Source organism: Hydrogenophaga sp. FW305-3-2-15-A-LB1, from assembly GCF_058787875.1.
Genome location: NZ_JBYTAE010000030.1, coordinates 34,022 through 56,802, shown reverse-complemented (window position 1 = coordinate 56,802; position 22,781 = coordinate 34,022). Strand labels below are relative to the sequence as shown.

At 65.3% G+C, this 22,781-nt stretch carries 21 protein-coding genes and 2 rRNA genes; 7 read left to right on the top strand and 16 right to left on the bottom strand.

Features of this window, described 5'->3' with window-relative positions:
• Nucleotides 1–118 precede the first annotated feature (118 nt).
• Nucleotides 119–502 carry a PaaI family thioesterase gene (locus AC3WPZ_RS11475; RefSeq protein ID WP_382325849.1) on the bottom strand — a complete coding sequence of 128 codons (384 nt, stop codon included), beginning with the start codon at nucleotides 500–502 and terminating at the stop codon, nucleotides 119–121.
• Nucleotides 503–689: 187 nt separating this feature from the next.
• Here AC3WPZ_RS11475 and AC3WPZ_RS11470 point away from each other — a divergent pair, with 187 nt between their 5' ends.
• Complete coding sequence (locus AC3WPZ_RS11470) at nucleotides 690–1,298, top strand: IMPACT family protein (RefSeq protein WP_492439622.1); 609 nt, start codon at nucleotides 690–692, stop codon at nucleotides 1,296–1,298.
• Here AC3WPZ_RS11470 and AC3WPZ_RS11465 read toward each other — a convergent pair.
• A complete protein-coding gene (locus AC3WPZ_RS11465) occupies nucleotides 1,278–1,877 on the bottom strand; it encodes a TetR/AcrR family transcriptional regulator (RefSeq protein ID WP_492439620.1) in 600 nt (199 codons plus the stop codon). The two genes, AC3WPZ_RS11470 and AC3WPZ_RS11465, sit on opposite strands and share 21 nt — an antisense overlap.
• Before the next feature lie 65 nt (nucleotides 1,878–1,942).
• On the opposite strand from AC3WPZ_RS11465, the gene AC3WPZ_RS11460 reads away from it, so the two are divergent.
• The gene (locus tag AC3WPZ_RS11460; RefSeq protein ID WP_382322996.1) at nucleotides 1,943–2,371 is read left to right on the top strand and encodes a VOC family protein; all 429 of its coding nucleotides are present in this window, start codon (nucleotides 1,943–1,945) and stop codon (nucleotides 2,369–2,371) included.
• A 1-nt stretch (nucleotide 2,372) separates the two neighbouring features.
• On the opposite strand, the gene AC3WPZ_RS11455 is transcribed toward AC3WPZ_RS11460, so the two are convergent.
• From AC3WPZ_RS11455 to AC3WPZ_RS11405, 11 genes are all read right to left on the bottom strand, one after another.
• Nucleotides 2,373–2,738, bottom strand: a complete 366-nt coding sequence (locus tag AC3WPZ_RS11455) for a DUF1304 domain-containing protein (protein WP_382162507.1) — start codon at nucleotides 2,736–2,738, stop codon at nucleotides 2,373–2,375.
• A 71-nt stretch (nucleotides 2,739–2,809) separates the two neighbouring features.
• On the bottom strand, nucleotides 2,810–3,217 hold the full coding sequence (locus AC3WPZ_RS11450) for a MerR family transcriptional regulator (RefSeq protein WP_291113012.1): 408 nt from the start codon (nucleotides 3,215–3,217) through the stop codon (nucleotides 2,810–2,812).
• A gap of 89 nt (nucleotides 3,218–3,306) precedes the next feature.
• A complete protein-coding gene (locus tag AC3WPZ_RS11445) occupies nucleotides 3,307–4,203 on the bottom strand; it encodes a M48 family metallopeptidase (protein WP_444688122.1) in 897 nt (298 codons plus the stop codon).
• Between the two features lie 8 nt (nucleotides 4,204–4,211).
• Entirely contained in the window at nucleotides 4,212–4,952 is a 741-nt protein-coding gene (locus AC3WPZ_RS11440) for a lysophospholipid acyltransferase family protein (RefSeq protein ID WP_382163766.1), read from the bottom strand.
• Nucleotides 4,953–4,977: 25 nt separating this feature from the next.
• Entirely contained in the window at nucleotides 4,978–5,562 is a 585-nt protein-coding gene (gene gmhB / locus AC3WPZ_RS11435) for a D-glycero-beta-D-manno-heptose 1,7-bisphosphate 7-phosphatase (RefSeq protein WP_492439617.1), read from the bottom strand.
• A gap of 7 nt (nucleotides 5,563–5,569) precedes the next feature.
• Entirely contained in the window at nucleotides 5,570–7,690 is a 2,121-nt protein-coding gene (gene glyS, locus AC3WPZ_RS11430) for a glycine--tRNA ligase subunit beta (protein ID WP_492439616.1), read from the bottom strand.
• A gap of 21 nt (nucleotides 7,691–7,711) precedes the next feature.
• The gene (gene glyQ, locus AC3WPZ_RS11425) at nucleotides 7,712–8,617 is read right to left on the bottom strand and encodes a glycine--tRNA ligase subunit alpha (protein ID WP_297395311.1); all 906 of its coding nucleotides are present in this window, start codon (nucleotides 8,615–8,617) and stop codon (nucleotides 7,712–7,714) included.
• Between the two features lie 104 nt (nucleotides 8,618–8,721).
• Complete coding sequence (lnt, locus tag AC3WPZ_RS11420; protein ID WP_492439615.1) at nucleotides 8,722–10,551, bottom strand: apolipoprotein N-acyltransferase; 1,830 nt, start codon at nucleotides 10,549–10,551, stop codon at nucleotides 8,722–8,724.
• A gap of 62 nt (nucleotides 10,552–10,613) precedes the next feature.
• Complete coding sequence (locus AC3WPZ_RS11415) at nucleotides 10,614–11,480, bottom strand: CorC family transporter (RefSeq protein WP_492439613.1); 867 nt, start codon at nucleotides 11,478–11,480, stop codon at nucleotides 10,614–10,616.
• Between the two features lie 93 nt (nucleotides 11,481–11,573).
• A complete protein-coding gene (locus AC3WPZ_RS11410; RefSeq protein WP_291113025.1) occupies nucleotides 11,574–12,308 on the bottom strand; it encodes a GNAT family N-acetyltransferase in 735 nt (244 codons plus the stop codon).
• Between the two features lie 88 nt (nucleotides 12,309–12,396).
• Nucleotides 12,397–12,870, bottom strand: a complete 474-nt coding sequence (locus AC3WPZ_RS11405; RefSeq protein ID WP_291113027.1) for an Lrp/AsnC family transcriptional regulator — start codon at nucleotides 12,868–12,870, stop codon at nucleotides 12,397–12,399.
• A gap of 116 nt (nucleotides 12,871–12,986) precedes the next feature.
• Between AC3WPZ_RS11405 and hppD the strand changes: the two genes are divergently transcribed.
• Nucleotides 12,987–14,108: a 4-hydroxyphenylpyruvate dioxygenase gene (hppD, locus tag AC3WPZ_RS11400; protein WP_382162524.1), complete on the top strand. Its 1,122-nt coding sequence runs from the start codon at nucleotides 12,987–12,989 to the stop codon at nucleotides 14,106–14,108.
• A gap of 11 nt (nucleotides 14,109–14,119) precedes the next feature.
• Nucleotides 14,120–14,974, top strand: a complete 855-nt coding sequence (gene phhA / locus AC3WPZ_RS11395; protein WP_492439611.1) for a phenylalanine 4-monooxygenase — start codon at nucleotides 14,120–14,122, stop codon at nucleotides 14,972–14,974.
• Here the strand turns inward: phhA and AC3WPZ_RS11390 are convergent.
• Nucleotides 14,896–15,876, bottom strand: coding sequence for an alpha/beta hydrolase (locus AC3WPZ_RS11390; protein ID WP_492439609.1), 981 nt, complete (start codon nucleotides 15,874–15,876; stop codon nucleotides 14,896–14,898). The genes phhA and AC3WPZ_RS11390 overlap by 79 nt on opposite strands.
• Before the next feature lie 67 nt (nucleotides 15,877–15,943).
• Here AC3WPZ_RS11390 and AC3WPZ_RS11385 point away from each other — a divergent pair, with 67 nt between their 5' ends.
• The 3 genes from AC3WPZ_RS11385 (at nucleotide 15,944) to AC3WPZ_RS11375 (ending at nucleotide 19,479) form a co-directional block, all read left to right on the top strand.
• Nucleotides 15,944–16,690 carry an FFLEELY motif protein gene (locus AC3WPZ_RS11385; protein ID WP_492439607.1) on the top strand — a complete coding sequence of 249 codons (747 nt, stop codon included), beginning with the start codon at nucleotides 15,944–15,946 and terminating at the stop codon, nucleotides 16,688–16,690.
• A gap of 111 nt (nucleotides 16,691–16,801) precedes the next feature.
• The gene (locus tag AC3WPZ_RS11380; protein ID WP_444688116.1) at nucleotides 16,802–18,502 is read left to right on the top strand and encodes an AMP-binding protein; all 1,701 of its coding nucleotides are present in this window, start codon (nucleotides 16,802–16,804) and stop codon (nucleotides 18,500–18,502) included.
• Nucleotides 18,503–18,516: 14 nt separating this feature from the next.
• On the top strand, nucleotides 18,517–19,479 hold the full coding sequence (locus tag AC3WPZ_RS11375) for an MBL fold metallo-hydrolase (RefSeq protein WP_492439605.1): 963 nt from the start codon (nucleotides 18,517–18,519) through the stop codon (nucleotides 19,477–19,479).
• A 111-nt stretch (nucleotides 19,480–19,590) separates the two neighbouring features.
• On the opposite strand, the gene rrf is transcribed toward AC3WPZ_RS11375, so the two are convergent.
• Both rrf and AC3WPZ_RS11365 read right to left on the bottom strand, forming a co-directional pair.
• Nucleotides 19,591–19,703, bottom strand: a 5S ribosomal RNA gene (gene rrf / locus AC3WPZ_RS11370).
• Nucleotides 19,704–19,871: 168 nt separating this feature from the next.
• Nucleotides 19,872–22,750, bottom strand: a 23S ribosomal RNA gene (locus tag AC3WPZ_RS11365).
• Nucleotides 22,751–22,781 lie beyond the last annotated feature (31 nt).

Here is a 22,781-nt window from a genome sequence, read left to right as displayed (position 1 = left end):
CTCGGCCTGCGCGAAATCGCGCACCGCGTCGCGCAGCGCGTCGATGTCTTCTCCAAGCTGGAAGTTCAGGCCGGGCAGGTTGGTCATGCGGGTCTCCGTGGGTGTTTGGGAAAAGGGCTCAGCCCTGGATATTGTCGCGGCCGACCACCGCCATGAGGGTGCAGCCCATGGTGGCGATCAGCTTCTCGCGCCCGCCGTCGATGGCATAGGCGTGGCCTTCGCACACCGTGACGGTGCGCCCGGGCTTGATCACCGTGCCGACCATGCGAAAGCTCTCGCCTTGCGCGGGCGCCAGCAGGTTGATCTTGAATTCGATGGTGAGCACCGCGGCCTCCAACGCCATCAGCGTGAAGCCGGCGTAGCCGCACGCGGAGTCGAGCGCGGTCGCCACGATGCCCGCGTGCAGAAACCCGTGCTGCTGGGTCAGCGGCTCGGCCCAGGGCAAGGTGATCTCGACCCGGCCGGGAACCACCGAGGCCAGCGTGGCGCCCAGGGTGCGCATGGCGGCCTGGCGCGCAAAGCTCTCGCGCGTGCGCTGGTCAAAACCGGCGTGGCGCGGCTCGAAGGTGGGAGAGGTCAAGAGGTGTCTCGCAACAGGCAGTGAACCGCGATTCTACGTTGACGTTTACGTAAACGTCAATTTCAACGGCGCCGAGCCGCGTCGGCCACAGGGCTATGCTCGACGCCCCATGCCCTACACCCTGTCCGCCCCGGTTCACAGCGAAAGCCTGATCAAGAAAAGCCGCTTCGTCGGTTGCGTGGAGCCGATGGCGGACCGCGCCTCGGCGCTGCGGCGGGTCGCGGCCTTGCGCGCCGCACACCCGGGCGCCACCCACGTGTGCTGGGCGCTCATGGCCGGTGGCCACTCCGCCGCCAACGACGACGGCGAACCCGGCGGCACCGCCGGGCGGCCCATGCTGGAGGTGCTGCGCCACCAGGACCTGGAGGGCGTGCTCGCGACCGTGGTGCGCTACTACGGCGGCACGCCGCTGGGCGCGGGCGGCCTGGTGCGCGCCTACACCGACAGCGTGGCCCAGGCGCTGCTGCAGGCCGACAAGGTGCCGGTGGTGCGCTGGCGCGCACTGCGCTGCGTGCTGCCCTACGCGCTGGAAGGCTGGCTGCGCCGCGAGCTCGACGGCCACGGCGCGCGCCTGGTCGAAGCGCTGCATGGCGACGGCGTGACGGTGTCGCTGCAAGTGCCCGAACCGCAAGCCGAAGCCCTGGTGACGCGCCTCAACGACGCCGGCCAGGGCCGTGTGGTCTGGCTCGAAGAAGCCTCAGACCGGGACGAGGCGTGACAGCAGCAGACGAACCGCCTGCTCATAGGGCTCGGCCGATTCGCCCCGGGCGATCGCCAGTGCCGCGCGGTCGAACGCCGCCGATAGCAGCACGCTGAGCTCGCGCAGGGGCAGCACGGCCTCGGGGCTGTCTTTCAGCGCGTTCTGCAAACCCTCCTGCAAGGCCTGGAAACCCGCGAGGTCGCTCAAACCGAGCACCTGCTCGGCCGTCAGCACGGCCGGGGCTTCGAGCAGCAAGAGGCGGGCGCGGCCGGCCTCGGCCATGGCGGCGAAATAGGCCTGGGCGCCCGCCAGCAGCGCGTCCACCGGCTTCGGCTGGTGCCGCGAACGCTGCGCGATCTCGTCCGCCACCTCCTGCGCCACCTGACGGGCCACGGCATGGAACAGCTCGGTCTTGTCCGTGAAATGGTGGTACAGCGCGCCCCGGGTCACGTTCGCGGCCGCGACGATCTCGGGCGTGCCCGTGGCGGCGAAGCCCCGGGCCTCGAACAGCGCCCGCGCCGCGCTCACCAGCGCGGCGCGGGTGGCGTCGGTGCGCTCACCTTGGGAACGGCGTTGGGGTGGAAGGGTATTTTGCATACATTCAGACTGTATGTTATATTGAAGTTACATGCATATTGTATGTTTTTTACAGGAGATCCGCCATGAAATCCACCTCGTACTATCCCGTCCTCATGACCGACCGCGTGGCCGAGACGGCCCGCTTCTACGAAACCCACTTCCGCCTCACCAGCCTGTTCGACTGCGGCTGGTATGTGCACCTGCAATCCAGCGAAGACCCGACGGTCAACCTCGCCATCCTTGATGGCACGCACACCACGATCCCGGCCAGCGCGCGGGGCGGCCGGGCCTCGGGGGTGCTGATCAACTTCGAGGTGGCCGACGTGGACGCGGAATACGAGCGCGCGATCGCCCAGGGCCTGACCGTGCTGCTCGGCTTGCGGGACGAAGCCTTTGGCCAGCGCCACTTCATCGTGCAAGGGCCCGACGGCGTGCTGATCGATGTGATCAAACCGATCCCCCCGAGCGGGGAATTCGTGCGCCTGTACACGGCGGGCGCCACCGCGGCCTAGATCAGGCCGTGCGGCTCAGCCAGACCAGCACGAGCCCCAGCGCGGCAGGCAGCGCCTGCACGAACAGGATCTTGCGGCTCGCCGTGACCGCGCCGTAGAGGCCGGCGATCAACACGCAAAGCAGGAAGAACACTTTCACGCCAAAGCCCTCGGGGCCCAGCCACAGGCCCCAGAGCAGGCCGGCGGCCAGAAAGCCGTTGTACAGCCCCTGGTTGGCCGCGAGCACCTTGGTGGCCGCAGCCGACTGGGGCGTCTGGCCGAAGGCGCGCATGCCGGCCGGCTTGTCCCACAGGAACATCTCGAGCACGAGAAAGTAGAAGTGCAGCAGCGCGACGAGCGCAACGACGATGCTGGCGATCAGGGACATGGCAACGGCCTTTCACTTTTCTTCGAGGACGCGGCCCCATGGCCACGGACGCCGGCAGCTTACCCCGGCCGTCAGGCCTTGGGGCTTTTTTCGATCTTGCCCAGCAGGGCGCGGGCTTCCTTCTCGTGCGTCTTCACCTCGTCGAGGTTGGCCAGCAGATCGGCCATCTGCTCCTCCAGCTGGTGGCGGTGGTCGGCCAGCACGGTGAGGAACTTGCGCAGCTGCGGTCCGGTGTCGCGCGGGCTGTCGTACATGTCGATGATGTCCTTGGCCTCGGTCAGCGACAGCCCCAGGCGCTTGGCGCGCAAGGTGAGCTTGAGGCGCGTGCGGTCGCGCGAGGTGTAGACCCGGTTGCGGCCCCCCGGGCCTTCGCGCTGCGGTTGCAGCAGGCCCATGTCCTCATAGAAGCGGATGGCGCGCGTGGTCAGGTCGAACTCGCGGGCCAGGTCGCTGATGGTGTAAGTCGGGTTCGTCGCCATGGGGGGTGCCCTGTTATTTGACGTTTACGTCAACGTCAGGCGGCGATCTTAACGGAATCGCTCTGCGGCGAGACCCGCACGCCGGGGTGTCATTCGTCCAGCGGCACGGCCGCCTCGCGCAGCGCGCGGCGGCGCTGGGCGTGGTCGGGCAGGACCCGCGCGACCACATCCCAGAACTGCGGGCTGTGGTCCATGTGGTGCAGATGGCTGAGCTCGTGCACCACGACGTAATCGATCATGTCCAGCTTGAGGTGGATCAGGCGCCAGTTCAGGCGGATCGACCCGTCGGCGCTCGCGCTGCCCCAGCGCGTGCCGGCGCTGGACAGGCGCAGCTTGCTGTAGCGCACGCCCAGTTGTGGCGCGAAGTGGTCCAGGCGCTCGATGAACAGGGCCTTGGCCCGCTTCATCAGCCAGGCCTGTGCGGCGTCGCGGATCTGCGTTTCCTGGGCATTGCGGGCCAGCCCCATGCGCAGCGTCGCCAGGCCACCCGGCGCCACCGCCGGCTCGAACACCCCGCCCACCTGCGTGAAGGTGTGCGTGGGGTCGAGCACCAGGCGCATGCGCTCACCGAGGTAGTCGAACTCGACCCCATCGGCCCAGCGGATGCGCGCCTGCTCCATTTCGCCGGCGCGCTGGCGGGCGCTCTGCAGCTTCTCCAGCACCCAGGCCGACTTGTCGTGCAGCAACGCCTCGACCTCGCCCACCGGCGTCCAGCGCGGCGCGCTCACGCTCAAGCCGTCGGTGCTGACCGACAGGCCGATGGTGCGGCGTTTGCCGCGCTTGAATTCGTAGGCCACCTCGCAGGCGCCCAGCCGCAGCATGCGGTTGGCGCGCGGGTGGTGCCAGGCCGCCGGTTGGAACACCTGGGTCATGGGCAGGGCCGGGGGTGCGGCCACCGCGGGCGGCGGTGGCGGCGATGCGGGCCGCTGGAGCTCGGGCGCGGGGGCGCCAAGGAAGTCGAGCGCCAGTTGCACGAAGCGCTGCATGGCGGTGCTCAGGCAGTGCGGTAGGCCTCGGGATCGAGGCGGCGCATTTCCGCTTCGATCCAGGCCTCGACCTCGCGCATCAGCTCGTCGGGCTCACGGCCCTCGCTGGGGATGGGCTTGCCGATGGAGAACTCCACCGTGCCCGGCCGCTTGATGAAGGCCTTGCGCGGCCAGCACTTGGCCGAGGTGACCGCGATCGGGATCACGGGCGCGCCCGTGGCCACGGCCAGCCGCGTGCCACCGCTCTTGTACTGGCCCTTCTGGCCGCGCGGGATGCGCGTGCCCTCGGGAAACATGATGACCCAGGTGCCCTGATTGAGCAGGCGTTGGCCTTGTTCGACCACCCTGTTGAAGGCCTGGGCGCGCTTGCTGCGGTCGATGTGGATCATGTCCATGCGGCTCATGGCCCAGCCGAAGAAAGGCACGTAGAGCAGTTCCTTCTTGAACACGTAGGCCAGCGGGTGCGGCATCAGCGCGGGCATGCAGAAGGTTTCCCACGTGGACTGGTGCTTGAGCAGCAGCACCGCCGGCGCGGTGCTGCCCACCGGCAGGTTCTCGAAGCCGATCACCTCGTTGCGGATGCCCAGGATCAGCTGGCCGCTCGCCACCGCGAGCTTGAGCCAGCCCGCGCACATCCAGTAGATCTGCGTGCTGTTGAGAAATGGCGCGGCGATCAGCACCGCGAGCGCCCAGGGCACCACGGTCACGGCCATGAACAGGGTGTGCAGGACCGAGCGCAGCAGATGGATGAGGATCATGTTGGGGAATCGAGGATCAGGTGGTGGGCTGCGCGAGCAGCCAGTCGGCGAAGGCGCCGAGGTCGTCGTGGGGGTGCGTGCCGGGCGGCAGGTCGGGCGCGAGCGCCACGAGGTCCACGGCCGCCCCCGAGCCCAGGCGGCCCCGCAGGTGTTCGGACTTGCCCGTCATCAGCAAATGGGTGCGGCAGCCCGCTGCGGCGGCCGCGCGCACGTGGCGCATCGCGTTGCCGGCCGCATGCACCGTGGGCAGCGGCATGCCGAACCGCGCGCCGATCTGCAGGAACAGGCCGGGCGCGGGCTTGCGGCAGGCACACGCGTCTTCGGGCGCGTGCGGGCACATGAACACCGCCTCCACGCGCGCCCCGGCCGCGGCGAGCTGGCGGTGCATCTTGGCGTGGATGGCGTTGAGCGAAGCCATGTCGAACAGGCCCCGACCGATGCCGGACTGGTTGGTGGCCAGCACGATGCGCCAGCCACCCTGGTTGAGCCGCGCCACCGCCTCGAGCGCACCCGGCAATGGCTCCCACTCGTCCGGCGAGGCGACGTAGTCGTCCCGGCTGCGGTTGAGCGTGCCGTCGCGGTCGAGGATGAGCAGCTTCATGGTGGTGTCAGGTCGCCAGACGGGACAGGTCGGCCACGCGGTTCATGGCGTGGTGCAACTCGCGCAGCAGGCCGAGGCGGTTGGCCTTGAGCGCGGGGTCGTCGGCGTTGACCATCACGCCGTCGAAGAAGGCATCGACCGGCGCGCGCAGCGCGGCGAGCGCCTGCAACGAGCCGGTGTAGTCCTCGGCGTCGAACTTCGCGTTGGCGGCGGGCACGGTGGCCTGCATGGCGGCGGACAGCCCCTTTTCGGCGGCCTCGACCAGCAACGCTTCCTGCACCGCCGCACCCTCGCCTTCGGCCTTCTTGAGGATGTTGGCGATGCGCTTGTTGGCAGCGGCAAGCGCGGGCGCTTCGGGCAACGCGGCGAACGCGCGCACGGCCTGCAGGCGCAGGGCCACCTCGCCCAGGCGCGACGGGCGCAGGGCCAGCACGGCATCGACCTCCTGGGCGCTGTAGCCCTGCTCGCGCAGGCCACCGGCGAGGCGGTCGTAGATGAAGTCGGACAAGGCCGCACTGGGGTCGGTGATCAGCGCGCCGAAAGCGGGCACGGCCGATTGCAACAGGGCGCTCAGATCGATCGGAAGGTTCTTCTCGACCAGCATCCGCACCACGCCCAACGCATGCCGGCGCAGCGCAAACGGGTCCTTGTCGCCGGTGGGCAGGTTGCCGATGCCGAACATGCCGACCAGGGTCTCCAGCTTGTCGGCCAGCGCCACCACCACACCGGTCGTGTTGCGCGGCAGCTCATCGCCGGCAAAGCGGGGACGGTAGTGGTCTTCGATCGCGAAGGCGATGTCCTCGGTCAGGCCATCGTGGCGCGCGTAGTAGCCGCCCATGATGCCCTGCAGCTCGGGGAACTCGCCCACCATGTCGGTCAGCAGGTCGGTCTTGGCGAGCTGCGCGGCGGTGTCGGCCTGTTGCGCGAGCACCTCGCCCCCCAGTTGCTGGCCGATGGCCCGCGCGATGGCGCGCACGCGCTCCATGCGCTCGCCCTGCGTGCCGAGCTTGTTGTGATAGACCACCTTGCCCAGGCCGTCGACGCGCGAGGCCAGCGTCTTCTTGCGGTCCTGGTCGAAGAAGAACTTGGCATCGGCCAGGCGCGGGCGCACCACGCGCTCGTTGCCGCCGATCACCGCGCTCGGGTCCGCGGGGCTGATGTTGCTGACCACCAGGAAACGGTGGGTCAGCTTGCCCTGGGCATCGAGCAAGGGGAAATACTTCTGGTTGGCCTTCATCGTGAGGATGAGGCATTCCTGCGGCACGTCGAGAAACTGGGTCTCGAACTCACAGATGAGCACGTTGGGCCGCTCGACCAATGCGGTCACTTCGTCCAACAGTGCGTCGTCCTCGATCGGCCGGCAACCGCCGCCCACCTTCGCGGCGGCCGCCGCGAGCTGGCGCGCGATCTCGGCCTTGCGTTCGGCGAACGAGGCGATCACCGCGCCGTCTTGGGCGAGCGTGGCGGCGTAGCTGTCGGCGTCCGTCAGCACCACCGGCGAGACCAGCGCCTCGAAGCGATGACCCTGCGTGGTGTGGCGCGCGGTCAGCCCCAGCGCCTTCACCGGCACGACGCTGCCGCCATGCAGCGCGACCAGGCCGTGCGCGGGGCGCACGAAGTTCACGCTGCTCCAGCCGGGCAGTTCGCAATCGGTCTCGAGCTGGTAGCTCATGACCTTGGGGATCGGCAGCTTGGCAATGGCTTCATCCAGCGCCTTCTGCAGGCCGACGGCCAGTTCAGCCCCGGGCGCGATGCTGTCGTGGAACAAGGCCTCGGCCTTGCCGTCCGGCGCGCGCTTGAGGCCGGCCACGGCCGACGCGTCGGCGCCGAGCGCGGCCAGGCGCTTGAGCAGGGCGGGCGTGGGCTGGCCGTTGGCGTCCAGCCCCACGCTCACGGGCATGAGCTTCTGCGACACGGCCTTGTCGGCCGCGCGCGCCAGCACGCCGGTGACGTGCGCGGCCAGGCGGCGCGGCGAGGCGAAGGGGGTCACGGCCGCATCGGCCGGTGCCAGGCCCTGGGCCCTGAGCTGGTCACCCAGCACGCTGGCGAAGGCATCGCCGAGTTTCTTCAGCGCCTTGGGCGGCAGCTCTTCGACAAACAGCTCAACGAGCAGGTTCTGTGCGGTCATTCTTGTTCTTTCACCCGGCGCTCACGCGGCCTTCTTCACCATCTGTTCCACCCACTCGCGCGGCGCCATGGGGAAGCCCAGGCGCTCGCGGCTGTCGTAGTAGCTCTGCGCCACGGCGCGCGCCAGGTTGCGGATGCGGCCGATGTAGGCAGCGCGCTCGGTCACGCTGATGGCGCCGCGCGCGTCCAGCAGGTTGAAGCTGTGCGCGCACTTCAGCACCTGTTCGTAGGCGGGCAGCGCGAGCTGTTGCTCCATCAGGTGCTTGGCCTGTTTCTCGTGCGCGTTGAAGGCGGTGAAGAGGAAGTCGGCGTCGCTGTGTTCGAAGTTGTAGGCCGACTGTTCCTTCTCGTTCTGCAGGTAGACGTCGCCGTAGCTCAGCGTGTCCGTCCATTTGAGGTTGTAGACGTTGTCCACGCCCTGCAGGTACATGGCCAGGCGCTCCAGGCCGTAGGTGATCTCGCCGGTGATGGGCTTGCAGTCGATGCCCCCCACTTGCTGGAAGTAGGTGAACTGCGTCACTTCCATGCCGTTGAGCCAGACCTCCCAGCCCAGGCCCCAGGCGCCGAGTGTGGGGTTCTCCCAGTCGTCCTCGACGAAGCGGATGTCGTTTTTCTTCAGGTCGAAGCCCAGGGCCTCCAGGCTGCCGAGGTAGAGCTCGAGGATGTTGCTCGGCGCGGGCTTGAGCACCACCTGGTACTGGTAGTAGTGCTGCAGGCGGTTGGGGTTCTCGCCGTAGCGGCCGTCCTTGGGGCGGCGGCTGGGCTGCACGTAGGCGGCCTTCCAGGGCTCAGGGCCGAGCGCGCGCAGGAAGGTGGCGGTGTGGCTGGTGCCGGCCCCCACCTCCATGTCGTAGGGCTGCAGCAGCGCGCAGCCCTGGGCGTCCCAATAGGACTGCAGTTTCAGAATGATGTGCTGGAAGGTCAACATGCGAAAGAAGCCGGGAACGAAGCCCGGCCGAGGGATGGTATGGGTGGGGGCGTGGCGCGGCATCGCGCCAGGAATGCCCCAAGTGCCCGATTTTACGGGCGCGCTCAGCGGCGGCGGGTGCGCCCGCCCCGGCGGCCCAGGTTGCGGGTGGAGGCAATCAGCAGCGCCAGCACGGCGCAGACCACCCACAGGGGCACCAGGCCCCAGCGCGCGGTCCACTGTGCGTACGGCGTGAGGCCGCTGCGGCCCTGCACCGAGGCCTCCAGACGGCCGCGCGTGAGCCGCTGCAGCTCGTGCGTGACCTGGCCCTGGTGGTCGATGACGGCCGTGGCGCCGGTGTTGGTGGCCCGCAGCATGGGCCGGCCCAACTCGATCGCGCGCAGGCGCGAGATCTGCAGGTGCTGGTCGATCGCGATGCTGTCGCCGAACCAGGCGATGTTGCTCAGGTTGACCAGCACGGTGGGCGCGGCCGTGGGATCGCGGAACGAGGCCGCGAGCTCTTCGCCGAACAGGTCTTCATAGCAGATGTTGGGCGCCACGCGCTGCCCCGACACCGCCCAGGCCGGCTGCGCCAGGGCGCCCCGGTTGAAGTCCCCGAGCGGGATGTTCATGAGGTCGGTGAACCAGCGGAACAGCGGCGGAATGAACTCGCCGAAGGGCACCAGGTGGTGCTTGTCGTAGCGGTACAGGCCGTTGTCCGGCGTGTCCAGCCGGGGCTGAGCCTGCAGTCGATGGGCCGAGCCCGAGTGGATCCCCCAGACCGAGTTTGTGTAGCCCCGCTCCATGCTGCCCAGCGGCAAGCCCACCAGCGCGCCGACGCCGGTGCCAGCCGGTTGCTCGGCCAGGTGTCCCAGCAGCGGCTGCCAGAAGTCGGGGCCCAGTTGGCCGGGCAGCAGGGGAATGGCGGTTTCCGGCGCGACCACCAGCTGCGGGCCGGTCGCGGAACTGCGCGCGGCCTGCACGGCCTCGGTGATCTGTTGGGGGTACCAGTTCAGCGCCTGGGCCACGCCCGTACCGGGCTCGAATTTCTGATCCTGGGCGATGTTGCCCTGCAGCAGCCACACCCGCAACTCACCCGTCGCGGCGGTGTCCCGGTGACCCAGGCCGCGCCACACCGTGCCGCCGCCGATCAGGCTCACCAGCAGCACCCCCACCACCAGGAACAGGGCCAGCGACCGCAGCACACCGGGCCAGCCATCGGCCAGGCCCGGCACCAGGCGGGCCTGCACCCGGGGCGCCGGCGCCACCATGCCACCCGCCGTGCGGCCCACCGGCCGGCTGACGGGCGACTGCATCCAGACGCTGAAGCGCCGCCAGAGGCCGGAGACGATGGAGGCCAACGAATAGGCCAACACGGCCGCCAGGAAGCCCATGCCATAGACCCCCACCAGCGGCGCCCAAGGGGCCATCAGGTCAACGTGCGCGTAGCCCCCCGCGCCCCAGGGGAAACCGGTGAACCAGTGGCCGCGCGCCAGTTCGGCCAGCGTCCAGAGCGAGGCGAACATCAGCCCTTGAGCGGTGCGCGACACCGGCGCCCAGGCGCAGAGGAAACCCACCACCACCGCGTAATAGATCGACAGCAGCCCCGCCAGCGCGAGCACGGCCAGCACCGCCAGCCAGGCGGGCAGGCCGCCGTAGGTGTGCAGGGAAATGAACAGCCACCAGAAGGTGCCCGCCAGCCAGACAGTGGAAAACACCCAGCCGCGCCACACCGCCTGCCCCACCCGGGTGGCGTACTGCAGCGCCAGCACCAGCAGCGCCAGCGAGGCGATCTGCCACCAGCCATTGGGCTGGCCCTGCACGGCGCCCGGCAGGCTCCAGCCCGCGAAAGGCCAGGCGATGGAGGTCGCCTGCAAGGCACCGCCCAGCAGGCACACGAGGAACCAGGCGAAACCGCTGCCGCGCGCGTTGCGCCCGGGCGGGCGGCGGCTCATCGGGTTGAAACTCGACGGCGTGTGGAGTGACCCGAAAAGGCTTCGCATGGGGTTGGGCGGGCTCAGGCCTCGCCCGGCACGGGCATGACCTTGAACCACTTCACGGCGCCGCCCTTGGTGTGCAGCACGGTGAAGCGCAGGCCGTCGAGCGCATGGACTTCGCCCCGCTTGGGCACGTGGCCCATGGCGTGGGCGATCATGCCGCCGATGGTGTCGAAGTCTTCTTCGGACAGTTTCAACCCGAAGGATTCGTTGATGCGCTCGATCGGCGTGTCGCCGCTCACGCGCCAGGTGCCGTCGGCCAGGGCGAAGATGTCGCCATCGTCCTCGGCCACGTCGAATTCGTCTTCGATCTCGCCGACGATTTCCTCGAGCACGTCCTCGATGGTGATCAGGCCGGCCACGCGGCCAAACTCGTCGATCACGATCGCCAGGTGGTTGCGGTTGCCGCGGAACTCGCGCAGCAGGTCGTTGAGGCCCTTGCTTTCGGGCACGAAGGTGGCCGGGCGCAACAGCGCGCGGATGTTGAGCGCGGGCGCGCGCTGCAGCTTGAGCAGGTCCTTGGCCAGCAGGATGCCGATGATGTTCTCGCGCTCACCCTCGAACACCGGAAAGCGCGAGTGCGCGGTGTCGATGACCAGGTGCAGCAGTTCGTCGAAGGGCGCATCGATGTCCAGCACATCCATGCGCGGGGTGGCCACCATCACATCCCCGGCGGTCATGTCCGCGATGCGGATCACGCCTTCGAGCATGACGCGCGACTCGGCGTTGATGATGTCGTTGTCCTCGGCCTCGGCGAGGGTTTCGATCAGCTCGTCCTTGGAATCCGGTCCGGGATGGATGAATTCCGCAAGCTTTTGCAGAAAACCACGTTTGTCGGCATGCCGCAGGCTGCGCTGCGGCCCGCTACTGGGAGGGGAGTCGGCCACTGAAGGATGGGGGGAGGTTGTAACAGGGCGGAAGGATACCCCATGCGGGTGTCGGCGCGCAAAGCCGCGCGGGCCCCGCGGCCCCGGACGGGCTCAGCCCCGGACGCGCTCGCGTGCTTCGCGCACGCCCTGGCGGATGTCCTGCAGCACCGACAGAAAGCCCCAGAACTGCTTGGCCTGGGCCTTGAGGTGGTAGTCGGTGATGGCCACCTGCTCGTTGACCATTTCTGTCACGCGCGAGTCGAAGTCCGCCGGCGGCAACCGCAGGTGCGCCTCGGACTCGGAGCCGTCGCGCTCGATCACCGCGCCAGCACGGCGGGCGATCTTGAGCATCGCTGTGTTTTCCGACAGCGCATGGATGAACAGCATCTGCACGCCCTCGTTGCGTGCGTGCATGACGGCGCGCTCGAACAGGCGGCCGCCGTAACCCCGGCCACGCGCATGTTTGACCACCGACACGCCGAACTCGGCGCAGCTGGTGTACTGGGGGTCGAGCGAGAACGCGAGGTGGGCCATGGCGATGAGCTCGAGCCGGCGGTTGAAGATGCCGAAGAGCTCGTCGCGATCGAAATTGAGCTGCGCCACGTAGCGGCGGATCTGCTCGTCGTTGGCGGCATACCCGAAGCGCAGGTAGCGGTCGTTCGTATCCAGTTCCAGGAGGTGCGCCTCGATGCGGTCGATCTGCCCGGGACCGATCGACCGGATCGGCACCATCACCGGGTTCGATTTGTCCCCGCGCTCGGGCGTGCCGCCGGTGGACGACGAAGCGCGCACCTCGGCCTGCGCCTGCAGCGGCGTCGACTTGAACCAGCGGGTGGGATCAACCATGGGCACGAATGTACGGGTTATCCCTATAACGACAAGGACGCAAACCCCTAAACCCGCGGGAACCCGACGGACGGGGACGAAAACACCCTCACAACGGCAAAGCCGTGGTGCTTTTCACGCGGTCCATCACGAAACTGGTCTTGCAATCCTGCACGCTGGGGTGCTTGAGCAGGGTATCCATGATGAAGCGCGAATAGGCGGCCATGTCGGCCACCACCAGGCGCAGGTGGAAGTCCATGTCGCCCGTGAGCGCGGCGCATTCCACCACCTCGGGCCACGACAGCACGCTGGCGCGGAACAGGTCCATGGGGTTGCGCTTGGCGCTGTCGGAATGTTTCTCGAGCCGCACGCTCACATGGGCGGTCAGCCCCAGCCCCACCGCCTCGGGCCGCACCAGGGCCACATAGCGGTCGATGACGTGCGCCTCCTCCAGCCGCTTCACCCGGCGCAGCACAGCGCTGGGCGAGAGGCCCACCGCTTCCGCGATCTGGTCGTAGGTGGCGCGGCCGTCGGCCTGCAGGCTGCGCAGAATGTGGCGATCAAGCTTATCGAGTGCTTCCATGCGCGTCATTTTGCAAGATTCCTGCAATTCAGACGAGTGGCGCGCCCCAAAACGCCGGAATCGTGACACCCTGCGCCGATACAGTGGCCCACTGCCCACACACAACGGAGACCGCCATGAACACGCCTTTGCCCGCCGCCGCCCAGACCGCCGCCCCCCCATGGGACAACCCCATGGGCACGGACGGCTTCGAATTCATCGAATACGCGGCGCCCGATCCCGTGGCCATGGGCGCGCTGTTCGAGCGCATGGGTTTCAAAGCGATCGCAAAGCACCGCCACAAGGCCGTCACCCTGTACCGCCAGGGCGAGATCAACTTCATCATCAACGCCGAACCCGACAGCTTTGCGCAGCGCTTCGCGCGCCTGCATGGTCCCAGCGTGTGCGCGATCGCCTTCCGCGTGGCCGATGCCAAGGCGGCCTACGAACGAGCCATCTCACTCGGTGCCTGGGGCTATGCGCAATCGGCCGGGCCGGGCGAATTGAACATCCCGGCCATCAAGGGCATCGGCGATTCGATCATCTACTTCATCGACAAGTGGCGCGGCAAGAACGGCGCCAAGACGGGCGACATCGGCAACATCGGTTTCTTCGATGTGGACTTCGAGCCCCTGCCCGGCGCCGAACTCAACCCCGTCGGCCACGGCCTGACCTACATCGACCACCTGACGCACAACGTGCACCGCGGCCGCATGGAGGAGTGGGCGGGCTTCTACGAACGCCTGTTCAACTTCCGAGAGGTGCGCTACTTCGACATCGAGGGCCAGGCCACCGGCGTGAAGAGCAAGGCCATGACCAGCCCTTGCGGCAAGATCCGCATCCCGATCAACGAAGAGGGCAACGAGAAATCGGGGCAGATCCAGGAGTACCTGGACCGGTACCACGGCGAGGGCATCCAGCACATCGCCATGGGCTCGACCAACCTGTACGACACGGTGGACGCGCTCGAACTCAGCGGCGTGAAGCTGCTCAACACCAGCGAGACCTACTACGAGCTGCTGCCCAAGCGCATCCCGAACCACGGCGAAAACCTCGAGGCCCTGAAGCAGCGCAACATCCTGGTGGACGGCACACCCGGTGAACTGCTGCTGCAGATCTTCAGCGAGAACCAGCTCGGCCCGATCTTCTTCGAGTTCATCCAGCGCAAGGGCAACCAGGGCTTCGGCGAAGGCAACTTCAAGGCCCTGTTCGAGACCATGGAGCTCGACCAGGTGCGCCGTGGCGTGCTCAAGGCCTGAGGGCAGACGCGATGGCCGTTGAACCCGTCGTCTATGGCGCCAGCGACCGCCCGCCGCGCGGCGACTACTCGCGTGCGCGGGGCGACTACACCTGCCCGCAGAACTGGGCCTCGTACACCGAGGCCGACCACGACACCTACCACCGCCTCTACGAGCGCCAGACCGCGCTGCTGCCGGGCCTGGCCTGCGACGCCTTCATCGAGGCCCTGCCTTCGCTGGGCGTGAAGGACCGCATTCCCCGCTTCGAAGAGATCAACGAACGCCTCAAGCCCGCAACCGGCTGGGAAATCGTGGCCGTGCCCGGCCTGATTCCCGAGCGGCCCTTTTTCGACCTGCTGGCCAACCGCCGTTTCCCGGTGACCGATTGGATCCGCACGCCCGCCGAGTTCGACTACATCGTCGAGCCCGATGTGTTCCACGACCTCTTCGGCCACGTACCGCTGCTGTTCAACCCGGTGTTTGCCGACTACGTGCAGCGCTACGGGGCGGGTGGCCTGAAGGCCCACGACCTGGGCGCGGGCGAGCTGCTCTCGCGGCTGTACTGGTACACGATCGAGTTCGGCCTGATCCGCCAGGAAGACGGGTTGCGCGCGTACGGCGCCGGCATCCTGAGTTCGTCGGGCGAGCTGCGCCACAGCGTCACCAGCCCGCAACCCCAGCGCATCGCGCTTGATCTGCTGCGCTGCATGCGCACGCGCTACAAGATCGACGACTACCAGGCCACCTACTTCGTCATCGACGGCTTCGACCAGCTGTTCGAAATGACGGCGCCCGACTTCGCGCCGCTCTACAAGGCGGTGCGTTCGCTCGGCGACCTGCCGGCCGACGCCACGATCGCCAGCGACTCGTCCATCACCCTGGGGTGAAAGGCCAGCGCTACGTGGGCCACGCCGGGCACCAACCGGTTGTCGGCCCCGGGCAAGGTGGCGGTGGAGGCCGGGAACACGATGTTGTCGGCGTTGGAGTACCAGCACACGAAGTCGGCATAGGTGTCCTGCGGCTGGATCTGCGCTTCGCGCCGGGCCAAGGCCGCCAGCCAGTGCCCGTCCTGCCGCATCTGCCGGCCGTTGGCCACACGGCTGAAGCGCCCCAGCCAGGTGCCTCGGTGCGGACTGCCGATGGTGATGACCTGGTGCACCGGCGTGTCCGGCTCGGCCGCCCGCCACGCCCGCGCAACAAGGCCACCCATGCTGTGGCACACCAGCACCGGGGGACGGCCCGTGAGGGCCTGGGCGCGCCGCACGGCGTCGCTCATGAGGGGCACGTAGTCGTCGATGTCGCCGAACACCGGCTCCAGGTTGACCGACACATAGGGCACGCCCTGGCTGCGCAAGCGGCGCATCCAGGGCAACCACAGGCCTCTATTGCACACGAAGCCGTGCACGAACACCACAGCGGGCACCGGGCCTTCGCGCGGGTCGACGTCGTCCGGCAGGCTCGCCCAGAAGAAGGGTTGGCGCCAGGCAAACACCTGCGGCGCCACGCGGACCTCCTGCCACCAGGCGCCCGCCAAACCCGGCCATCCCGCCGGGGGTGCGGCATCGCCCCGGTTCAGCCGGGCCGCGGCCAGCCCCTCCAGGGCGAGCACCAGCGCATAGCCGCCCAGCGACAACAAGGCGCCCACCACAGCCACCGTGGGGGATCGCGGCCACCAGAAGAACACCCACGCCCCCACGAACACCAGCGTACCGAGCACCAGCGCCTGCTGCAAGCGGGCCAGGCTGGAGCGGGGAACGTGTCTTGGGGGCGTCTGCGTCGGAGGGGACATGGCCGAACTATCTCACGGAGTGGGCTGTCCGAATTAGACTGGCACACCGCCTCTGCCTGAGCCCGCCATGACCCAGAACCCCAGCGCCGCCGACCGCATCCGCACGCACCTGGCGCGTGTCAGCGATCTGCGCCAGCAAGCCCGCACGGCAGGCCTCGACCGGGCGGTGAACGAGGTGAAACGGCTGCAGGCCCGGCGCTTCCGCGCCACGTACGCCGACTTCCTTGAGCACCCGGTGTATGCACCCGCGACCCGCTTCTTTCTGGAGGAGCTCTACGGCGTGCACGACTTCGCCCGGCGCGACGCGCAATTCGCCCGCATCGCCGGCGCGTTGGAACGCCTGTTCCCGGAAGCCGTGGCCCAGCTCGCGGTGGATCTGGCCGAGACCCACGCCTTGACCGAAGTGCTCGACCACCACATGGCCACGCACTGGTTGCCGCAGGACGCCACGCTGTCCCCCGCCCTGCGCTACACGCGCGCCTGGCGGCTGACCGGCGACCGCGATGCGCGCGCGCGCCAACTGGCGGTCGTGCAGCACATGGGGCGCGAGTTGCAGCGCCTCACCCGCATGAAGCCCTTGCGGCTGGCCTTGCGCATGATGCGCAACCCGGCCCGCGCGGCGGGCCTCGATGCCTTGCAACATTTCCTGGAAAGCGGCTTCGATGCCTTTGCCTCCTTGGGGGATGCACGGAACTTCCTCGACACCATCAGCGCAAGGGAATCGCGTTGGATCAGTACCCTGTTCGACGAGGGCGAGGCCGCCTGCAGCGCGGCACTGTCCGCCGAGTTGGCCAGGGTCCCTGAGGCTCGTTGAGGCCTCCGGGATCGCGTGTGCTTTGGGTGACAGCGCCTTAGGGCTGGCCCGGTATGCACCCGGGCGCCGGCTTGCCAGAATGGTCCATCCCTCTCTGTCACAGCGAAACCCATGACCCGACCCTGGCTCACCCAATACCCCGAAGGCGTTGCCCCCGAGGTGACGCCCGAACGTTACCGCTCGTTGGCCGACCTGCTCGAAGAGTCGTTCAAGCAACATGCCCGCCAGCCCGTGAGCGTGTGCATGGAACAGTGGATGAGCTACGGCGAACTGGACGGCCTGAGTGCCGCCATGGGGGCCTGGCTTCAGGGCCGAGGCTTGGTGCCAGGTGCGCGCGTGGCCATCATGCTGCCGAATGTGCCGCAGTTCCTGATCACCATGGCCGCGATCGTGCGCGCTGGCTACACCGTGGTGAACGTCAATCCGCTCTACACCGCGCGAGAACTGGAGCACCAGCTCAAGGATTCCGGGGCTCAGGCCATCGTCATCCTGGAGAACTTCGCCCACACGCTCGAACAGGTGATCGACCAGACCTCGGTGGAGCACGTGGTCATCGCCAGCCTGGGCGACCAGCTGGGGTTCTGGTACGGGCGCTGGATCACGTTCGCCGTGCGGCATCTCGCCAAGATGGTCCCGGCCTACAAGCTGGCCCGAACAGGCCCCCTGGGCGAGCGCACCATCGTGAACTTCCGCCACGTCATCGCCGAAGGCAGTGGCATGCGCCTCCAGCCCACCAGCGACACCTTGGACTCCGTGGCCTTCCTGCAGTACACGGGAGGCACCACCGGTTTGTCCAAGGGCGCGGTGCTCACCCACCGCAACATCATCGCCGCCATCCTGCAGGCCGAAGCCTGGTTCAAGCCCGCGCTGCAAAAGGTCGGCGACCTGCGGCAGGTCAACGGCATCGCGGCGCTGCCGCTGTACCACATCTTTGCGCTGACCCTGAGCCTGCTCACCATCCGCTGGGGGGCGCACATGACCCTGGTGCCCAATCCGCGCGACATCCCGCAACTGGTGGCCACCCTCAAGCGGCGCGCATTCCACGTGCTGCCCGCGGTGAACACCTTGTTCAACGCCCTGCTGCAGAACCCCCAGTTCCGTCAGTTGGATTTTTCGAATCTTGCGCTGTCGCAGGCCGGGGGCATGGCCGCGTCGGAAGGCACGGCACGGCAATGGAAGGCCGTCACCGGCTGCACCATGATCGAAGGCTGGGGCATGAGCGAGACCTGCGCGATCGGGACCAACAACCCGGTCACCAGCCAGCAGTTCAGCGGCACCATCGGCCTGCCTCTGCCTGGCATTGACATCGCGATCAAGGACGACGAAGGCCGCAGCGTGGCGCTGGGTGAAACCGGCGAGATCTGCATCAAGGGGCCGAATGTGATGGTGGGCTACTACCAGCAACCCGATGAGACCGCACGCGCGTTCACACCCGATGGTTTCATGCGAACGGGCGATGTGGGGGTCATGGACCCGCAGGGCTTCACGCGCATCGTCGACCGCAAGAAGGACATGATCCTCGTTTCCGGCTTCAACGTGTTCCCCAGTGAGCTGGAGAACGTCATCTCGCTGTGCCCGGGGGTGCTCGAGTGCGCGGCCATCGGCATCGAGGACGACAAGCAAGGCGAGGCGGTCAAGGTGTTTGTGGTGCGTTCGGACCCCACCCTGCGCGAGGAAGACGTGGCACGTTACTGCCAGGACAACCTGACCGGCTACAAGCGGCCCAAGCTCATTGAATTCCGGGACGAGCTGCCGAAGAGCAACGTGGGCAAAATACTTCGGCGCGCCTTGCGCACGCCAGTTGCCCACTGAGGCACTCTCACTGCATGCCATCCCGTTCTTCACCGGCACCGATCGACGACCCCCATTCAACCCTTGCCAACGCCGGTGTCACCTGCCTGGAACGGGGCTGGCTGTCGGCCAACAACATCCTGATTCGAGGCGAGGGCCCTACCGCGTTGGTGGACTCGGGTTATTCGGCGCATGCGCCTCAGACGCTGGCGCTCGTGGCGGCCAACCTGGAGGGGGCGCCGCTGGATCTGCTCCTGAACACGCACCTTCACAGCGACCATTGCGGCGGCAATGCCGAACTGCAGCAAGCCTATCCTGCATTGCGCACCCTGATACCGCCTGGTCAGGCCGCTTCGGTCGCGAATTGGGATCCAGTGGCCCTGACCTTTGAGCCTACGGGCCAGTCTTGCCCTCGGTTCACGCACCAAGGTCTGCTGACGCCAGGCACCTCCATTCGCTTGGGTTCACTGAATTGGGATATCCACGCGGCCAAGGGGCACGATCCTCATTCCATCGTCCTCTTCCAGGCCGAGCATCGGCTGCTGATTTCGGCGGATGCACTGTGGGAAAACGGCTTCGGCATTGTCTTTCCCGAGCTCGAAGGCGTTTCAGCGTTTGATGAGGTAGCGGCCACCTTGGATCTCATGGAAGCACTCACCCCCACGACCGTTATCCCCGGACATGGCCGGGTCTTCAATGATTTTTCTGGAGCACTCGCCCATGCGCGCAGCCGCTTGGAACAGTTCGTGACCCAACCCGACAAGCACCGGCGACATGCCCTGAAGGTGCTGATCAAGTTCAAGCTGCTGGAGTGGCAATCCGTGTCGATGGACGCCTTGCTGGATTGGGTGCTTGCCACCAGCTACTTTTTCAACACCATGCCGCAGGCAGTGCGTCACGACAGAATACAGACCCGCGAATGGCTGGATCAGTTGCTGATCGAGCTTGAACGAAGCCAAGCCCTGTTCAGAAACGGGGACCTAGTCATCAATCGATAGATGGGCGGATCAATAGGTCTGCTGCGACGCGACCCTTTGAGAGATTTCAGCCCATAAATGCCCAAACCCCCAGGTGTCGAAGACACGAGGGGGTTTGGGGGCTGGGTAAGAGCCTGACGATGACCTACTTTCACACGGGAACCCGCACTATCATCGGCGCAAAGGCGTTTCACTGTCCTGTTCGGGATGGGAAGGAGTGGGACCACCTCGCTATGGTCGTCAGGCATAACTTGTTGTTCGGGTTGTGCACACGCACAACCTGAACGAATTCATAGAGCTTCGAATCAGCTATTTTGATTGCTGCCAACGATGGACTCATTGCTGAGCCTTCGGGCATAACATGACTTTTCAGTCGGATGACATTTGACTCTGATGATTTTCATCAAAGTTATAGGGTCAAGCCGCACGAGCAATTAGTATCAGTTAGCTTAACGCATTACTGCGCTTCCACACCTGACCTATCAACGTCCTGGTCTTGAACGACTCTTTAGGGGGCTCAAGGCCCCGGCAGATCTCATCTTGGAACGAGTTTCCCGCTTAGATGCTTTCAGCGGTTATCTCTTCCGCACTTAGCTACCCGGCAATGCCACTGGCGTGACAACCGGTACACCAGAGGTGCGTCCACTCCGGTCCTCTCGTACTAGGAGCAGGCTTCCTCAAATCTGCAGCGCCCACGGAAGATAGGGACCAAACTGTCTCACGACGTTTTAAACCCAGCTCACGTACCTCTTTAAATGGCGAACAGCCATACCCTTGGGACCGGCTACAGCCCCAGGATGAGATGAGCCGACATCGAGGTGCCAAACACCGCCGTCGATATGAACTCTTGGGCGGTATCAGCCTGTTATCCCCAGAGTACCTTTTATCCGTTGAGCGATGGCCCTTCCATACAGAACCACCGGATCACTATGTCCTGCTTTCGCATCTGCTCGACTTGTCAGTCTCGCAGTTAAGCACGCTTATGCCATTGCACTATTAGCACGATGTCCGACCGTACCTAGCGTACCTTCGAACTCCTCCGTTACACTTTGGGAGGAGACCGCCCCAGTCAAACTGCCTACCATGCACTGTCCCCGATCCAGATAATGGACCTAGGTTAGAACCTCAAACACACCAGGGTGGTATTTCAACGTTGGCTCCACAAGATCTAGCGACCCTGCTTCAAAGCCTCCCACCTATCCTACACAGATCTGTTCAAAGTCCAATACAAAGCTACAGTAAAGGTTCATGGGGTCTTTCCGTCTTTCCGCGGGGAGATTGCATCATCACAAACATTTCAACTTCGCTGAGTCTCAGGAGGAGACAGTGTGGCCATCGTTACGCCATTCGTGCAGGTCGGAACTTACCCGACAAGGAATTTCGCTACCTTAGGACCGTTATAGTTACGGCCGCCGTTTACTGGGACTTCGATCAAGAGCTTGCACCCCATCAATTAATCTTCCAGCACCGGGCAGGCGTCACACCCTATACGTCCACTTTCGTGTTTGCAGAGTGCTGTGTTTTTAATAAACAGTCGCAGCCACCAATTTTTTGCAACCCATTCATGCTCAGATGTTCTCATCACATTACTAGGGCACACCTTCTTCCGAAGTTACGGTGTCAATTTGCCGAGTTCCTTCTCCTGAGTTCTCTCAAGCGCCTTAGAATACTCATCTCGCGCACCAGTGTCGGTTTGCGGTACGGTCAATTACAAGCTGAAGCTTAGTGGCTTTTCCTGGGACCTCGTTCAGTTACTTCGCGAGCAAGCTCGCTCGATCGACAGCCTCGGTATATGACACGCGGATTTGCCTACGTGTCGCCTACATCTGTCTAAACCGGCACATCCAACCGCCGGATAACCTATTAAGATCCGTCCCCACATCGCACTTGTAATCGGTACAGGAATATTGACCTGTTTCCCATCAGCTACGCATCTCTGCCTCGCCTTAGGGGCCGACTCACCCTACGCCGATGAACGTTGCGTAGGAAACCTTGCGCTTACGGCGAGGGGGCTTTTCACCCCCTTTAACGCTACTCATGTCAGCATTCGCACTTCTGATACCTCCAGCATCCTTTACAAGACACCTTCACAGGCTTACAGAACGCTCTCCTACCACTTGCAATAAATTGCAAATCCGCAGCTTCGGTAACTGGCTTAGCCCCGTTACATCTTCCGCGCAGGACGACTCGATCAGTGAGCTATTACGCTTTCTTTAAATGATGGCTGCTTCTAAGCCAACATCCTGACTGTTTTAGCCTTCCCACTTCGTTTCCCACTTAGCCAATTTTAGGGACCTTAGCTGGCGGTCTGGGTTGTTTCCCTCTTGAGTCCGGACGTTAGCACCCGGTGCTCTGTCTCCCAAGCTGTACTCATCGGTATTCGGAGTTTGCCTTGGTTTGGTAAGTCGCCATGACCCCCTAGCCAAAACAGTGCTCTACCCCCGACGGTAATACTTGAGGCACTACCTAAATAGTTTTCGGAGAGAACCAGCTATTTCCAAGTTTGTTTAGCCTTTCACCCCTATCCACAGCTCATCCGCTAGTTTTGCAACACTAGTCGGTTCGGACCTCCAGTACCTGTTACGGCACCTTCATCCTGGCCATGGATAGATCACTTGGTTTCGGGTCTACACCCAGCGACTGAATCGCCCTATTCGGACTCGATTTCTCTACGGCTTCCCTATTCGGTTAACCTTGCCACTGAATGTAAGTCGCTGACCCATTATACAAAAGGTACGCAGTCACCCCTTTCGAGGCTCCTACTTTTTGTAAGCACGCGGTTTCAGGATCTATTTCACTCCCCTCCCGGGGTTCTTTTCGCCTTTCCCTCACGGTACTTGTTCACTATCGGTCGATGATGAGTATTTAGCCTTGGAGGATGGTCCCCCCATATTCAGACAGGATTTCTCGTGTCCCGCCCTACTTGTCGTTAGCTCAGTACCACACAGGTCTTTTCACGTACGGGGCTATCACCCGCTATGGCCGCCCTTTCCAAAGCGTTCCGTTAAGTCTTGTGCTATCACTAACAGGCTCTTCCGATTTCGCTCGCCACTACTTTCGGAATCTCGGTTGATGTCTTTTCCTCGAGCTACTGAGATGTTTCAGTTCACCCGGTTCGCCTCGCATGACTATGTATTCATCATGCGATACCTACTGCTAGGTGGGTTTCCCCATTCGGAAATCTCCGGATCAAAGCTAATTTGCCAGCTCCCCGAAGCTTATCGCAGGCTATCACGTCCTTCGTCGCCTATCATCGCCAAGGCATCCACCACGTGCTCTTATTCACTTGACCCTATAACTTTGACATCTCACCAGGTCTCGCA

What these genes read in the sequence shown, in the direction of transcription:
- glyQ (WP_297395311.1), bottom strand. Translation starts at nt 8,617, where the DNA reads ATGTTGACCTTCCAGCACATCATTCTGAAACTGCAGTCCTATTGGGAC.
- AC3WPZ_RS11385 (WP_492439607.1), top strand. Translation starts at nt 15,944, where the DNA reads ATGACCCAGAACCCCAGCGCCGCCGACCGCATCCGCACGCACCTGGCG.
- AC3WPZ_RS11390 (WP_492439609.1), bottom strand. Translation starts at nt 15,876, where the DNA reads ATGTCCCCTCCGACGCAGACGCCCCCAAGACACGTTCCCCGCTCCAGC.
- glyS (WP_492439616.1), bottom strand. Translation starts at nt 7,690, where the DNA reads ATGACCGCACAGAACCTGCTCGTTGAGCTGTTTGTCGAAGAGCTGCCG.
- AC3WPZ_RS11465 (WP_492439620.1), bottom strand. Translation starts at nt 1,877, where the DNA reads ATGCAAAATACCCTTCCACCCCAACGCCGTTCCCAAGGTGAGCGCACC.
- AC3WPZ_RS11380 (WP_444688116.1), top strand. Translation starts at nt 16,802, where the DNA reads ATGACCCGACCCTGGCTCACCCAATACCCCGAAGGCGTTGCCCCCGAG.
- AC3WPZ_RS11405 (WP_291113027.1), bottom strand. Translation starts at nt 12,870, where the DNA reads ATGGAAGCACTCGATAAGCTTGATCGCCACATTCTGCGCAGCCTGCAG.
- AC3WPZ_RS11410 (WP_291113025.1), bottom strand. Translation starts at nt 12,308, where the DNA reads ATGGTTGATCCCACCCGCTGGTTCAAGTCGACGCCGCTGCAGGCGCAG.
- AC3WPZ_RS11460 (WP_382322996.1), top strand. Translation starts at nt 1,943, where the DNA reads ATGAAATCCACCTCGTACTATCCCGTCCTCATGACCGACCGCGTGGCC.
- AC3WPZ_RS11375 (WP_492439605.1), top strand. Translation starts at nt 18,517, where the DNA reads ATGCCATCCCGTTCTTCACCGGCACCGATCGACGACCCCCATTCAACC.
- lnt (WP_492439615.1), bottom strand. Translation starts at nt 10,551, where the DNA reads ATGAGCCGCCGCCCGCCCGGGCGCAACGCGCGCGGCAGCGGTTTCGCC.
- hppD (WP_382162524.1), top strand. Translation starts at nt 12,987, where the DNA reads ATGAACACGCCTTTGCCCGCCGCCGCCCAGACCGCCGCCCCCCCATGG.
- phhA (WP_492439611.1), top strand. Translation starts at nt 14,120, where the DNA reads ATGGCCGTTGAACCCGTCGTCTATGGCGCCAGCGACCGCCCGCCGCGC.
- AC3WPZ_RS11445 (WP_444688122.1), bottom strand. Translation starts at nt 4,203, where the DNA reads ATGCAGCGCTTCGTGCAACTGGCGCTCGACTTCCTTGGCGCCCCCGCG.
- AC3WPZ_RS11455 (WP_382162507.1), bottom strand. Translation starts at nt 2,738, where the DNA reads ATGTCCCTGATCGCCAGCATCGTCGTTGCGCTCGTCGCGCTGCTGCAC.
- AC3WPZ_RS11475 (WP_382325849.1), bottom strand. Translation starts at nt 502, where the DNA reads ATGCGCACCCTGGGCGCCACGCTGGCCTCGGTGGTTCCCGGCCGGGTC.
- AC3WPZ_RS11470 (WP_492439622.1), top strand. Translation starts at nt 690, where the DNA reads ATGCCCTACACCCTGTCCGCCCCGGTTCACAGCGAAAGCCTGATCAAG.
- gmhB (WP_492439617.1), bottom strand. Translation starts at nt 5,562, where the DNA reads ATGAAGCTGCTCATCCTCGACCGCGACGGCACGCTCAACCGCAGCCGG.
- AC3WPZ_RS11450 (WP_291113012.1), bottom strand. Translation starts at nt 3,217, where the DNA reads ATGGCGACGAACCCGACTTACACCATCAGCGACCTGGCCCGCGAGTTC.